The sequence below is a fragment of the Enterobacter cloacae complex sp. P13B genome (genome assembly GCF_014895915.1).
GTDB lineage: Bacteria > Pseudomonadota > Gammaproteobacteria > Enterobacterales > Enterobacteriaceae > Enterobacter > Enterobacter bugandensis.
Genome location: NZ_JADBQN010000041.1, coordinates 11,774 through 26,031 on the forward strand (window position 1 = coordinate 11,774; position 14,258 = coordinate 26,031).

General features: G+C 59.4%; 11 protein-coding genes. 8 read left to right on the top strand and 3 right to left on the bottom strand.

The genetic code is table 11. The features are described 5' to 3' along the window. Nucleotides 1–5: 5 nt before the first annotated feature. Genes IM273_RS17205 through IM273_RS17215 form a run of 3 tightly spaced genes read right to left on the bottom strand, consistent with a single transcriptional unit; the run spans nt 6 to nt 2,995 of the window. Nucleotides 6–1,538: an ABC transporter substrate-binding protein gene (locus IM273_RS17205; RefSeq protein ID WP_041909887.1), complete on the bottom strand. Its 1,533-nt coding sequence runs from the start codon at nt 1,536–1,538 to the stop codon at nt 6–8. Nucleotides 1,539–1,552: 14 nt separating this feature from the next. Further along, nucleotides 1,553–2,128 (bottom strand): D-alanyl-D-alanine dipeptidase, encoded by a 576-nt coding sequence (gene ddpX / locus IM273_RS17210; protein ID WP_193051604.1) that lies wholly within the window; start codon nt 2,126–2,128, stop codon nt 1,553–1,555. 12 nt (nt 2,129–2,140) lie between these two features. Beyond that, the gene (locus IM273_RS17215) at nt 2,141–2,995 is read right to left on the bottom strand and encodes a MurR/RpiR family transcriptional regulator (RefSeq protein WP_045260565.1); all 855 of its coding nucleotides are present in this window, start codon (nt 2,993–2,995) and stop codon (nt 2,141–2,143) included. 266 nt (nt 2,996–3,261) lie between these two features. On the opposite strand from IM273_RS17215, the gene IM273_RS17220 reads away from it, so the two are divergent. The 8 genes from IM273_RS17220 (at nt 3,262) to IM273_RS17255 (ending at nt 14,247) form a co-directional block, all read left to right on the top strand. Continuing rightward, nucleotides 3,262–4,743, top strand: a complete 1,482-nt coding sequence (locus tag IM273_RS17220; RefSeq protein WP_193051605.1) for an alpha/beta hydrolase — start codon at nt 3,262–3,264, stop codon at nt 4,741–4,743. Between the two features lie 95 nt (nt 4,744–4,838). Continuing rightward, a complete protein-coding gene (locus tag IM273_RS17225; RefSeq protein WP_193051606.1) occupies nt 4,839–6,050 on the top strand; it encodes a diguanylate phosphodiesterase in 1,212 nt (403 codons plus the stop codon). Nucleotides 6,051–6,138: 88 nt separating this feature from the next. Next, nucleotides 6,139–7,029: an aminoimidazole riboside kinase gene (locus IM273_RS17230; RefSeq protein WP_193051607.1), complete on the top strand. Its 891-nt coding sequence runs from the start codon at nt 6,139–6,141 to the stop codon at nt 7,027–7,029. A 172-nt stretch (nt 7,030–7,201) separates the two neighbouring features. After that, on the top strand, nt 7,202–8,719 hold the full coding sequence (locus IM273_RS17235; protein WP_193051608.1) for a carbohydrate porin: 1,518 nt from the start codon (nt 7,202–7,204) through the stop codon (nt 8,717–8,719). A 66-nt stretch (nt 8,720–8,785) separates the two neighbouring features. After that, a complete protein-coding gene (locus IM273_RS17240; protein ID WP_028013216.1) occupies nt 8,786–10,156 on the top strand; it encodes a sucrose-specific PTS transporter subunit IIBC in 1,371 nt (456 codons plus the stop codon). Next, on the top strand, nt 10,156–11,562 hold the full coding sequence (locus IM273_RS17245; protein ID WP_193051609.1) for a sucrose-6-phosphate hydrolase: 1,407 nt from the start codon (nt 10,156–10,158) through the stop codon (nt 11,560–11,562). Before IM273_RS17240 ends, IM273_RS17245 begins: the two co-directional genes overlap by 1 nt. 28 nt (nt 11,563–11,590) lie before the next feature. Beyond that, nucleotides 11,591–12,607: a LacI family DNA-binding transcriptional regulator gene (locus tag IM273_RS17250; protein ID WP_126818094.1), complete on the top strand. Its 1,017-nt coding sequence runs from the start codon at nt 11,591–11,593 to the stop codon at nt 12,605–12,607. 89 nt (nt 12,608–12,696) lie between these two features. Next, nucleotides 12,697–14,247, top strand: a complete 1,551-nt coding sequence (locus tag IM273_RS17255; RefSeq protein WP_193051610.1) for a methyl-accepting chemotaxis protein — start codon at nt 12,697–12,699, stop codon at nt 14,245–14,247. Nucleotides 14,248–14,258 lie beyond the last annotated feature (11 nt).

Below are 14,258 nucleotides of genomic sequence, written 5' to 3' on the forward strand. Positions count from 1 at the left end.
AACCGTTATTTACTCATGGTGGCGATGTTGAACACCTGCTCGAGCATCGGATTAAAGGTGAAGCCTTTGACCTCTTTGTTCATCGCCAGCTGGTAGTTCTTCTGGAACAGATAGACGTAGGCCGCTTCGTCAATCACCACTTTTTGCGCCTGCTGGTAATCTTTGGTGCGTTCCGCCTGGTCGGTGGTTTTCAGCGCGGCCTGCAGCAGCGAATCCACCTCTTTGTTCTCATAGAACGAGCGGTTGCCCGGCAGCCCTTTTTTGTCCGATTCGAACCAGTAGTTCATGAACATGTATGGGTCGGCAAAGTCCGGGCTCCAGTTGCCGATGGCAATGTCGTAATCGCCTTTGCCGACGCGGTCGCGCATGGTGGCATTGGCCAGTTTTTCCAGCTTGACGTTAATGCCGATCTTGCCAAGGCTCGCCTGAGTGGAGAGGGCGATAGGCTCCCAGTTCGGATCGTTGTCCGAGTAGAGGAAGGTCAGGCTGGCGGGTTTGTCTTTGACCTTCTCCAGCGCCGCTTTGGCTTTGGCCTCGTCGAAGCTGTACTGCATTGCCGCGGCGTCAAAGCCCCACATGCCTTCCGGGATCGGGCCGCGCATCTGCTTGCCGTTGCCGCTCAGAATGCCTTTTACCATTCCCTGATAGTCCGTCGCCCAGGAGATGGCCCGGCGTAAATCCACCTGATTGAGCGGCGCTTTGCTGTTGTTGAGATAGAGATAGGTCACGCGCAGGGAGGGGTATTCCGCGACGGCGACTTTACCTTCCTGCTTCAGGGCCGCAAGCTGATCGACCGGCAGGGAGTCGGCAATGTCCAGATCGCCGCGGGAAAGCTGCAGTCGGCGCGAAGCGCTCTCGCCGATAATTTTCACCGAGACGCGCTTAAAGTGCGGCTTGTCGCCCGGCCAGTGAGGGTTCGGCACCAGGATCAGCTGCTGGCCTTTCTGCCAGCTCTTCAGCATAAACGGCCCGGAACCGGCGGTGTTTTGCGCCAGAAAACCGCGCGCGTCGTCCGCGGCATTGGCCTTCAGCACCGCCGGGTTAATGATGGACGCCCCGTCGTTTGCCAGCGTGTAGAGGAAAGGCGCGAACGGCTGGCTGAGGGTGAATTTCACCGTGTGGTCATCGACGGCATCAATTTTCAGATCCTTCGGGAAGGCTTCAGACGGCCCCTGGCCGAGCTTCAGCAGGCGCTCAAAGGAGAGCTTGACCGCTTCGGCGGTGACCGGCGTGCCGTCGGAGAATTTGGCGTTATCCGCCAGGGTAAAGGTCCACTCTTTCTGGTCGTCGGACGCCTTCCAGCCCGTCGACAGATCGCCCTCGACCTCGGTAGAGCCGGGCTTGTACTTGACCAGACGCTGGTAGGACGGATAGGTGACGGTCCAGTCGTTGTTATCGATGGTGATGGCAGGGTCGAGCGTTTGCGGGTCGGCGGCTTTACCGATCGCCAGCATGTCTTTCGGGACGGCGGCCAGCGCCAGCGGGGCGCTCAACGCCAGCGTGGCGGCAATCAGAGTCGTGAGAAGCGATGTTTTCATGGCAGTGCTCCAGGTTAAAGAGAGGTGTGCGTCAGGGGAAAACAGGCAAAACGGTCATCAAGCAGCGGGTAGCTGGCGGCGTTCGGCAGTTCGAAGTGCCACCACTCGCTGCTAATCCCCACAAAACCGCCGCCGAACATGATGGCGTTCAGCAGCAGACGGTTGCGCTGCGCGTGCGGGGGTACGGAGGGGTGATAGGGATGCGAACGGTCATGCATTTCGTCAAAACCGGCGCCCATATCCAGCACGCTGTTATGCTCGTCCATCAGGGTGACGTCGATGGCCGTACCGCGGCTGTGATTGGAGCCAATTGCCACATCGACCACATACTCCGGGTTCGGGCAGGCGTCCCACAGCTGGGCCTGCGCCTGCTGCGGCCGGTAGGCGTCGTACACCATCAGCTTCAGCCCGGCCAGGGCGGCAATGCTGATGGCTTTTGCCAGCGCGGTGGCGGCGTCGGTATGCAGCAGGCACAGCGCCTCCTGATAGATCGGCCTGCCGGTGATGTTGTCGGCGGTGGCGTACTTCAGATCGATATGCAGCGTGGGAAACGTCTTCGCCACGTCAATCAGTTCACTCTCTTCGGGCATAGCTCCGCTCCTTTAGCGTTCGAATTGACCAAACTCTTGTTGTAATTGTCGGTTTACCGCCAGACGCGTCGGGAGCGCATCACCCAGCGCTTCCACTACGCCCGACAGCAGCAGGTTGAACAGACAGCTCACGGGGGCAAGTGAATCCCAGAAATGACCGGTATCGGTTTTCACCTGCAGTAAATCCATCGGGTAATCCCGCGCCCACGGGCACCAGATGTCGGTGATTAAGGCCAGCGGGATCCCTTTTTCGCTCGCCACGCGGCAGTACTGGCGGGCCATCGTGGAGTAGGTGCGCGTATCGGTCAGCACAACGTAAGGGTGCGAAAACCCGGAGTTGAGGGATTCCACCCAGCTGCCGGACGCGCCTTCGGAATAGCTCACGCGCGGGCGAAGGTACTCGAGGTGGCTGAAGAAGGCGTTGGCGATCCCGCGCGTGGACTGGATCCCCAGCACAAACACCGCGTCGGCGTGGGCCAGGTTGTGCACCACCTGACGGAAGGCGTCCGTTTGCGCCAGCTGATACACCTGCGTAATGGCGTCCACCTCCAGCGAGAGGGCATGCTGAAGGCGGTTGGGGAGGGGACGCTGCTGCTGCCAGGAGTCCAGCCGCTCGTTCATGCCCCAGGGCTGATACGGATCGCGCAGGCTCTTTTTGACATCTTCCAGGTTGCGATACCCCAGCTTGCGCAGGAAGCGTCCGACGGTGATCCCGCTGGTCCCGCTCGCCAGACCGACGCTCTCCGCGGTTTCAAACGGGATTTGCGCGGCGTGCGCCAGCAGCCAGCTCCCGACCCGCTTTTCGCTGGGAGTGAGCTGGCTGAACGTCGCTTCGATACGGCTCAACATCTCGGGTTTCGTCGTCATACCGCCTCGCTGTTAACTGGCTGTCAAAAGCTGGTTTTGTGTTACCGGGTTAACAATGCACGACGCGTGCCATGTTCACGGTGAGGTAAAAACCCGCCGTGCTGTTAATTTCACGCAATATTTAGTTAACCAATGATCAACATTTGTGCAGCGTAGTTCACTTTTGGTGCAGCGGCTGACGCGGCAGGTATGAATTTGATGAATACGTCAGTCCGTTCACATTTTTGATAAGATAAAAGGACAGTGAACATAAAAGGGATCCCGGCATGGCGAATTTGCCCTGGCGAATCAGCGTGCGCCTGGCGGCGCTTGCAAAGAAAACAGGGATGGTCGGGGGGATCGTCCTGGTCGTTCTGTTGGCGGTGCGGGGCTATCTCTCGCAGCAGGGGCCGGACCTGCACCTCTGGCACACCTGGCGGGCGGACGAGATGTCCGTGCGTGAACTCGATAACGCCAACTTTGCCGGGTATGTTGCCCGGGAAAACGCCATTTTCGCCGAGCTTGATAGGGCGGTGACGGCGAAAACAGCGGGCGAGGAACAAACGCCGCTAAACCGCTATTATCGCCAAAGCCTGGTTTGGCCGGGACAGTTCACGCCCGATGCCAACCGTTCGTTTGTGCTGATGCCAGCAGGAAAACCCCGTGGCGCGGTGGTATTGCTGCACGGACTGACGGACTCGCCTTACAGCGTCAGGCACCTTGCCGAAAATTATCAGCAGCACGGCTTCGTGGCCGTGGTCCCGCGCCTGCCCGGACACGGCACCGCGCCCGGCGCGCTGACCGACGTTGACTGGGAGATGTGGCTCGCGGCGACGCGTCTTGCCGTGCGGGAAGCCACGCGCCTGACGGGAGATAACGTGCCGCTGCATCTTGTGGGGTACTCCAACGGCGGGGCGCTGGCGATGAAATATGCTCTCGATGCGCTGGATTCCTCTGCGCTTCGTCGGCCGCAGCAGGTAATCCTGCTCTCACCGATGATCGGCGTAACGGCCTTTGCGCGTTTTGCCGGTTTTGCGGGGCTACCGGCGCTGCTGCCGCCGTTTGCCAAAGCGGCGTGGCTGAATATCTCCCCGGAATATAATCCGTATAAATACAACTCGTTCCCGGTGAACGCCGCCCGCCAGTCGTGGCTGCTGACGAAGGCCCTGCAAGAGCAGATTGGCCGCGAGGCGCGGGAGAACAGGCTGGCGAATTTGCCGCCGATCCTGGCGTTCCAGTCGGTGATGGATTCTACGGTCAGCACCCGCGCGGTGGTGACCGGCCTGTTTGACCAGCTTCCGGCAAACGGCAGCGAGCTGGTGGTGTTTGACATCAACCAGGCGGCGAGCTTCCGCCCGCTGTTCAAGCCGTCGTCGTGGACGGCAACCTTGGCGCTGCTGCCGGTTGCGCAGAGACGTTACGGTGTCACGATAATTACCAATGCGGACGCACACAGCTTCTCGACGGTGGCGAAAACAACGCCAGCAGGCAGCACGCGGGAGACGGTTGTGCCGCTTGTGCAGACCTGGCCGCAGGATGTCTATTCCTTGTCGCATATCGCCGTGCCGTTCCCGCCGGATGACGATCTCTATGGCCGTGAGCCTGGGGTGAAAAACCGCTACGGGATAAGCCTGGGGACAATTGCGCTGTGGGGAGAAACGTCCGTGTTGAGCGTCGGAAAAGAGGCGCTGATGCGGGTCACCTCGAACCCGTTTTACGACTATATGCAGGAGAGGATCGACAGCAGGATTGGCGATGGGGAAAAGTAATGTTCCCTTGTGGCGTGAATATGTTAGGTCGCATTGATTAAGTATGTTACATAGTAGCTTCAAGGCACCTCTCATCATCATTGGAACCCCTTTTTGTGCTGACGACGCTGATCTACCGAAGCCAATTGAATTTATCCCGCCCGTCCACAGAACTGCGGGAGCTGGTGGAGCGCGCCAGAGGCCGCAACACAAAACTGGATATTACCGGCGTCCTCCTGGCAAAAGGGAATGACGTTCTGCAGATCCTCGAAGGGTCGGAAGAGAGTGTGGTCAAACTGTTCCACACCATCCGTGAGGACAAGCGTCACAGTGGGGTGGTTGAACTGCTGCGGGACTATGGTCCGCGCAGACGCTTCGAAAACGTCGGTATGCTGCTGTTCGACCTGCAAACGCAGTCGCCGAAAGAGGTGCTGCAGTCGGTGCTGCGCTACAGCAAGCTGGACAGCTATCTGACCTCCGACGATCGGGTGTTCAAATTTATTCAGACCTTTATAACCTGTAAACGTCCGGCCCCGTCGGGGACGCGTTACACCTCGGACAAATGGACGCTCTCGACCGAAGCGCTACCCTTTGGCGAACATCTGGGCCTGATTGCCGGGCAAACCTGCCAGTTTGCGCTGCAGCCAATTGTCGAGCCCTCGGAAGGGAAAATCAGCTCCCTTGAGGCGCTTATCCGTAGCAATGACGGCGGCAGCCCGGAACATTTCTTCAGCTCCCTGGACCCGGCGAAAATCTATGAAGTCGATCTCCAGACGAAAGCGTATGCCTTCGCGCTGGCGGAAAAGCTGGGCATTGGTAGCCATAAAATCGCGGTAAACCTGCTGCCCATGTCGCTGGTGAATGTCCCTGGCGCGGTGGAATTTCTGGTCGATGAGATTAAAAAACATGGCCTTCAGCCGGAGCAGGTGGTCATTGAAGTTACTGAAAACGAGATGATCTCCGGGTTCAACCAGTTTAACAGCGCCATCAAGCGGCTTCGCGGTGAGGGGGTTGGCCTGGCGATCGATGATTTTGGCTCGGGCTATGCCGGTCTTTCGCTGCTGACCCGCTTCCAGCCGGATAAAATCAAAATCGATCGCGAAATCATCAGCGATATCCATCTCAGCGGCCCGAAGCAGGCGATAGTGCGCTCCATCATCAGCTGCTGCTCCGATCTTGAAATTACCCTGGTGGCCGAAGGGATCGAGAAAATCGAGGAGTGGTGCTGGCTAGAATCTGCCGGGATCCGCCGCTTCCAGGGCTTCCTGTTTGCCCGTCCGCAGCTTAACGGCGTTGGCGATATTCGCTGGCCGCATCTGAAGCGTTAGGCAATTTTCCTCCCGCGTTATTTCCCCTTTTCCCTGCCTGTGCTTAAATAGCTAAAACGGTTTAATATGGTTTAGCTAAGAGGATCACATGGAAAAAATCTGGGTACTTGGCGATGCGGTGGTGGATTTATTGCCCGATGGCGAAGGGAAATTACTGCAGTGCCCCGGCGGTGCACCGGCAAACGTCGCGGTGGGCATTGCCCGGCTGGGGGGCAAAAGCGCGTTTATCGGCAGGGTTGGCGACGATCCTTTCGGGCGCTTTATGGCGAAAACGCTCGCTGACGAGCGGGTCGACGTGAAGCATATGCGCCTTGACCCGGCGCACCGCACCTCTACGGTGGTGGTGGATCTGGACGACCACGGCGAACGCTCGTTTACCTTCATGGTGCGCCCGAGCGCCGATCTGTTTCTTGAACCCGCCGACCTGCCGACCTTCAGCGCGGGCGAGTGGCTGCACGTCTGTTCCATCGCGCTAAGCGCAGAGCCGAGCCGATCGGCGACCTTTCAGGCGATGGACGCTATCCGGAAGGCGGGCGGCTACGTCAGCTTCGACCCCAATATTCGCCCGGATCTCTGGCCGGATGAGAACGCGCTGCGTCGCTGCCTGGAACAGGCCCTGCAGAGCGCCGACGTGGTCAAGCTCTCCGTTGAGGAACTGGCATTTTTAACCGGCGATGCGGATGTAAGAGAAGGTCTGAACACGCTGATGGAGCGCTGCCCGGCGCGCCTGGTGCTGGTCACCAAGGGAAAAGAGGGCGTTATCGCCTGGCATCAGGGCGCGGTGAAACACTATCCGGCTACCCCTGTGCAATGTGTCGATACCACTGGCGCGGGCGATGCCTTCGTCGCCGGGCTGCTCTACGGGCTTGCCGCCGGTCAGGAGCTGGTCCCGGCAATCGCCTTAGCCCAGCGCTGTGGCGCGTTAGCCACCACGGCAAAGGGGGCGATGACCGCGTTGCCCTGGCAGCACGACCTGTAATCCTTCCTTCACTGGCCGCCGTCCGGCGGCCTGAATTGTCGCCTCGATCACACTTACTAAATCGGTTTAGCAAAAAAGATTGCCGATCCAAAATTCCCGGGTTTAGTATCAGCAGCCTAAACCGGTTTAGCAATTTAGCACGTTCGATTAATACTTTTAGGGATGCGACAAAATGTATAAAAAACGCAGACTTGCCGTGATGATAGGCATGCTGGCCGGCAGTACCTCTGTTTTTGCCCAGACGGATATGACAAGTATCGAAGCGCGCCTTGCCGCGATGGAGCAGCGCCTTCAGGCTGCTGAAACGCGTGCGCAGGTCGCCGAAAAACGCGCCACCGAAGCCGAACAAAAAACGCAGCAGCTGGTCGCCGCCCAGCAGCAGACGCAAACCACAACCCAGGCGGTGGCGCAGCGTACCGCCGCGCTGGAGAAAAAAGCGGATCAGAGCAGCGGATTTGAGTTCCACGGCTATGCCCGCTCCGGCCTGCTGATGAACGACGCGGCCTCCAGCAGCAAAAGCGGCCCGTACCTGACGCCAGCCGGGGAAACCGGCGGTGCGGTAGGGCGTCTGGGTAACGAAGCCGACACCTACGTCGAGCTGAACCTGGAGCACAAGCAAACCCTGGATAACGGGGCGACCACGCGCTTCAAGGCGATGCTGGCCGACGGTCAGCGAACCTATAACGACTGGTCAGCCGATACCAGCGATCTCAATATTCGCCAGGCCTTTGCGGAGCTGGGTAACCTGCCTGATTTTATCGGCGCGCTGAAGGGCAGCACCTTTTGGGCGGGTAAACGCTTCGACCGCGACAACTTTGACATTCACTGGCTGGATTCCGACGTGGTATTCCTGGCCGGTACCGGCGGCGGCGTCTACGACGTGAAGTGGAACGACTCGCTGCGCAGCAACTTCTCGATCTACGGCCGCAACTTCGGCAGCGTGGAGCAGACCGACAACAACGTTCAGAACTACATCCTCAGCATGAACCACTTCGCCGGGCCGCTGCAGGTGATGGTGAGCGGCCTGCGGGCGAAGGATAACGACGATCGTAAGGACGCTAACGGCGATCTCATCAAAACCGACGCGGCCAATAACGGCGTTCATGCCCTGGTGGGGCTGCACAACGAGAGCTTCTACGGCCTGCGGGAAGGGAGTGCCAAAACGGCGCTGCTGTACGGTCACGGCCTGGGCGCAGAAGTTAAGAGCATCGGTTCCGACGGGGCGCTGCTGTCTGATGCCGATACCTGGCGCTTCGCAAGTTACGGTGTCACGCCTGTCGGCGGTGGCTGGAGTATCGCGCCTGCCGTGCTGGCGCAGAGCAGCAAAGATCGCTACGTCAAGGGCGACAGCTATGAGTGGGTGACGCTCAACACCCGCCTGATTAAAGAGGTGACCCAGAACTTCGCGCTGGCGTTTGAGGGAAGCTATCAGTACATGGATTTACATCCGGAAGGCTATAAGGACCGGAACGCCGTTAATGGCAGTTTCTACAAGCTGACCTTTGCGCCAACGTTAAAAGCGAGCAAAATCGGCGATTTCTTCAGCCGCCCGGAGCTGCGCCTGTTTGCCACCTGGATGGACTGGAGCAGCAAACTGGATAATTACGCCAGCGATGATGCCTTTGGCAGCAGCGGCTTCAACGCTGGCGGGGAATGGAACTTTGGGGTCCAGATGGAAACCTGGTTTTAACCCATCACGCTCCCGCCCGGCGGGAGCGTTTCGCACATCATAAAAAGAAGTCAGGCAGAGGTATCTATGGATGTTAATCAAATCGCCCGCGAGCTTATTCCGCTGCTGGGCGGCAAGGAAAATATCGCCAGCGCTGCGCACTGCGCTACGCGTCTTCGTCTGGTGCTGGTCGACGACGCGCTTGCCGATCGGCAGGCGATTGGCAAGGTCGAGGGCGTGAAGGGCTGTTTTCATAACGCCGGGCAGATGCAGGTCATTTTCGGCACGGGCGTGGTGAATAAGGTCTACGCCGCGTTTATTCAGGCGGCGGGGATTAGCGAGTCCAGCAAGTCTGAAGCGGCGGATATCGCGGCGCGCAAGCTGAACCCGTTCCAGCGCATTGCGCGTTTGCTTTCCAATATCTTTGTCCCGATCATTCCCGCCATTGTGGCGTCCGGCCTGCTGATGGGCCTGCTCGGCATGGTGAAAACCTACGGCTGGGTCAATGCGGATAACGCCCTCTACATCATGCTGGACATGTGCAGCTCGGCGGCGTTTATCATTCTGCCAATCCTGATCGGCTTTACCGCGGCGCGGGAATTTGGCGGGAACCCGTATCTGGGCGCGACGCTGGGCGGCATTCTGACCCACCCGGCGCTGACCAACGCCTGGGGCGTGGCCTCCGGCTTCCACACCATGAACTTCTTCGGCCTTGAGATCGCGATGATTGGCTACCAGGGCACGGTATTCCCGGTGCTGCTGGCCGTCTGGTTTATGAGCATCGTCGAGAAAAACCTGCGCCGCGCTATCCCGGACGCGCTGGATCTTATTTTGACGCCGTTCCTCACCGTCGTTATCTCTGGCTTCATCGCCTTGCTGATTATCGGCCCGGCAGGGCGCGCGCTGGGCGACGGCATCTCCTTTATTCTGAGCACGCTGATTGAACACGCGGGCTGGCTGGCCGGGCTGCTGTTCGGCGGGCTGTATTCAGTGATTGTGATCACCGGTATTCACCACAGCTTCCACGCGATTGAAGCCGGGCTGCTGGGTAACCCGTCCATTGGCGTAAACTTCCTGCTGCCGATCTGGGCCATGGCGAACGTGGCGCAGGGCGGCGCCTGTCTGGCGGTGTGGTTCAAAACCAAAGACGCCAAAATCAAAGCCATTACCTTACCGTCGGCGTTTTCTGCGATGCTGGGCATTACCGAAGCGGCCATTTTTGGTATCAACCTGCGCTTCGTGAAGCCGTTTATCGCGGCGCTGATCGGCGGCGCGGCGGGCGGAGCCTGGGTGGTGTCAGTGCATGTCTACATGACCGCCGTCGGGCTGACCGCTATTCCGGGCATGGCTATCGTTCAGGCCAGCTCGCTCCTTAACTATATTATCGGCATGGTGATTGCCTTCGGCGTGGCGTTTACCGTCTCGCTGCTGCTGAAATATAAAACGGACTCTGAATAATGACGCAACTTTCCCGCTGGCCTGCGATCCTGCAGGCCGTTATGAAAGGGCAGCCGCGGGCGCTGGCGGATAGCCATTACCCGCAGTGGCACCCCGCGCCGGTGACGGGGCTGATGAACGACCCGAACGGGTTTATCTGGTTTGCCGGACGCTACCACCTGTTTTATCAGTGGAACCCGCTGGCCTGCGAGCATCGCTTTAAATGCTGGGGGCACTGGAGCTCTGCGGACCTGGTGCACTGGCAGCATGAGCCGCTGGCGCTGATGCCCGACGAAGAGTATGACCGCAACGGCTGCTACTCCGGTAGCGCCGTGGACAACCACGGCGTTCTCACGCTGTGCTACACCGGCAACGTAAAGTTTGATGACGGCAGCCGCACCGCCTGGCAGTGCCTCGCCGTGGAGCAGCCGGACGGAACCTTTACGAAGCTGGGGCCGGTGCTGGCGCTGCCGGAAGGCTACACCGGCCACGTGCGTGACCCGAAGGTATGGCAGCACGACGGGGAGTGGTACATGGTGCTGGGTGCGCAGGATGTGCAAAAGCGCGGCAAAGTGCTGCTGTTTAAATCAGCCGATTTGCATGCCTGGACGTCCTGCGGGGAGATCGCTGGTCACGGCGTCAACGGCCTGACGGATGCGGGATATATGTGGGAGTGCCCGGACCTGTTCGCCCTCGACGGAACGCACGTCCTGATCTGCTGCCCGCAGGGGCTGGCGCGCGAGCCGCATCGCTACCTCAATACCTATCCGGCCACCTGGATGAGCGGGGCGTTTGACTATGCCAGCGCCGCATTCGATCACGGCGAGCTTCACGAGCTGGACGCGGGCTTTGAGTTTTACGCGCCGCAAACCACCCTGGCGGAGGATGGACGCCGCATTCTGATCGGCTGGATGGGCGTACCGGACGGGGAAGAGATGCTTCAGCCAACCCGGGCGTACGGCTGGATGCACCAGATGACCTGCCCGCGCGAACTCAGCTATCGCGACGGCAGGCTCTGGCAGACCCCGGCGCGCGAGCTGGCGGCGCTGCGTGAAGATGAGCAGCGCTGGCAGGGGCGCGCCAGCGAGGCGCCGGAACTGGACGCGACGCGCCTGGAGTTTGAGCTGGGCGCATCGCAGGTGAATATCGATTTCGCAGGCGCGCTGCGCCTCACGGTCGATGAGCAGGGTTTACGCCTTGAACGCGCGAGCCTGAAAACCGGTGAAACATTGACCCGCTACTGGCAGGGTGAGGTTCGTCATTTACGCGTTCTGTGCGACCGCTCCAGCGTCGAAATTTTCATCAACCACGGTGAAGGGGTGATGAGCAGCCGCTATTTTCCTGACCATCCGGCCCGGGTGCGATTCGAAGGTGCGTCCGACATCACATTACGCTACTGGTCGCTGCGCGCCTGCATGATAGAATGAGGGTTTTGGCAGCCGGATCTAAGTCGTTGTGAGAAAAACAAAACGCGTCACCATAAAAGACATCGCGGAGCTGGCGGGTGTGTCAAAAGCCACCGCCAGCCTCGTCCTGAACGGGCGCAGCAAAGAGCTTCGCGTGGCGGAAGAGACGCGCGAGCGCGTGCTGGCGATTGCAAAAGAGCACCACTATCAGCCCAGCATTCACGCTCGCTCGCTGCGCGATAACCGCAGCCACACCATTGGTCTTGTCGTTCCTGAGATCACCAACTACGGTTTCGCCGTCTTTTCTCACGAGCTGGAGACGCTGTGCCGCGAGGCCGGCGTTCAGCTGCTTATCTCCTGCAGCGATGAAAATCCGGGGCAGGAGACGGTGGTGGTGAACAATATGGTAGCGCGTCAGGTGGACGGGCTGATTGTGGCCTCCAGCATGCTGAACGATGCGGACTACCTGAAGCTCAGCGAGCAGCTGCCCGTGGTGCTTTTTGACCGGCACATGAACGACAGCGCACTGCCGCTGGTGATCACCGACTCCATTTCCCCGACAGCGGCGCTGGTAGCGGACATTGCGCGCCAGCATCCGGATGAATTCTACTTCCTCGGCGGCCAGCCGCGCCTGTCTCCGACGCGCGACCGTCTGGACGGTTTTAAGCAAGGTCTGCGAGAGGCCGGCGTTGAGCTTCGCCCCGAGTGGATCATTCACGGCAACTATCACCCGAGCTCCGGATACGAGATGTTTGCCGAACTCTGCGCCCGCCTGGGGCGTCCGCCAAAAGCGCTTTTCACCGCCGCCTGCGGGCTGCTGGAAGGGGTGCTGCGCTATATGGGCCAGCATAACCTGTTGCAAAGCGATATCAGATTAGCCAGCTTTGACGATCACTATCTCTACGATTCACTGACGATCCCGGTGGATACCATTCGTCAGGACAATCGTCAGCTGGCGTGGCACTGCTTTGATCTGATTGGCAAATTGATCGAAGGGGAGACGCCGCAGCCATTGCAGCGCAAGCTGGATGCCACCCTGCAGCGGCGCTATAAGTCAGGGGTATAGCGTCGTTCGATACATCAATAACTTTAATTAATTTAAGTTTTGGAAGCGCCGATAACCATAAGGAATAATTCTCCTTGAGGTATTGGTTTATGTCGTTGAAAAAGTCGTCCCTGATTGTCCTGTTCTCGCTGCTTTTGTTCTTTATCGTCAGCACCGTCACCAGCGTTGGCCTCATCATTAAAAGTAATAACTCGCTGGATAACGTCAACAAAGAGATCCAGGTGGTACTGTCGATTATTGACCCCATCAACCACAGCCGTACGCTGCGCGTGCGGGTGATGGAGTACGTGAAGATGGTGGAAGCGGGCAACGCGGCGGACGGCGCTGCAAAGCTTACCGCCGTGAAAGAGGCGCTGACCAAAGCGGATCACGCCTTTGCGGCCTTTATGGCGTCGCCGCGTCTGCCGGATGAAGCGCCGCTGGTGAGTGCCTATCAGGACGCCTGGCAAAACTACCGCAACCAGGGGCTGGCGCCGCTGATCGATGCCGCTGCGGCGCACGATGTCGCCAAATTTGACACGCTGATCCCGGAAGTTTCCCGTCTCGATCGTCAGTACGAAATCGTGCTCGACCAGGTGCTTTCGGTCCACCAGAAATACGCTAAAAGCCTGAACGAGGATGCGAGCAGCAATTTCGTCTCCGGCCTGGTGATGATTGCCGTTATTGCTTGCCTGTTTGTGGTGGTGATCGTTGCAGTCAGCATCTTCATGAAGCGCTTTGTCTTTGCCCCGGTCAACCTGGCGCGCGAGCACTGCAGCCAGATTGCGGCAGGCAAGCTGGACGTTCCGGTGCCGGTGAAGGGCAGTTCACATAACGAAATCGACCACCTGATGGGCTCGATGGAGCAGATGCGTCAGGCACTGCTGGCGACCATCGCCCAGGTGCGCGATGCGAGCCATACCGTGACGCACGCGGCGCAGGAGATTGCCTCCGGGAATATCGATCTGGCTTCGCGTACCGAGCAGCAGGCTTCCGCGTTGACCCAGACGGCGGCGAGCATGGAGGAGCTGAGCGCGACGGTGGCGAACAATACCGATAATGTCTATCAGGCCGGAAAACTGGTGCAGGACGCGGTGAACAATGCCCACACCGGGGAAGCGGTGACCCGCGAAGTCATCGACACGATGAACACCATCGCGGCGAACTCGAAGCGCATCGAAGACATTACCAGCGTGATCAACAGCATCGCCTTCCAGACCAACATTCTGGCACTTAACGCGGCGGTTGAAGCGGCGCGCGCCGGTACGCAGGGCCGGGGCTTTGCAGTGGTGGCCAGCGAAGTGCGCACTCTGGCGCAGAAAAGCGCGGTGGCGGCTAAAGATATCGAAAGCCTGATCGCGCAGTCGGTCTCCAGCGTCAAAAACGGTGCGGAGCTGGTGAGTCGCTCGGGCGAGGTGATTGATTCGATTATTTCGTCGGTGAATAAGGTGAATACGCTGATGGAGCAGATCTCCGTCGCCTCCGAAGAGCAGAGCCGCGGGATCGGCCAGGTCGGGCAGGCGGTGACCGAGATGGATGGCGTGACCCAGCAGAACGCCGCGCTGGTGCAGCAGTCCGCGGCGGCAGCTGCCTCGCTGGAAGAGCAGGCGCAGCAGCTTTCGCGGAGTATTTCGAGTTTTAGGTTGCCGGTGCAGGCGTAAGTCTTTGACAC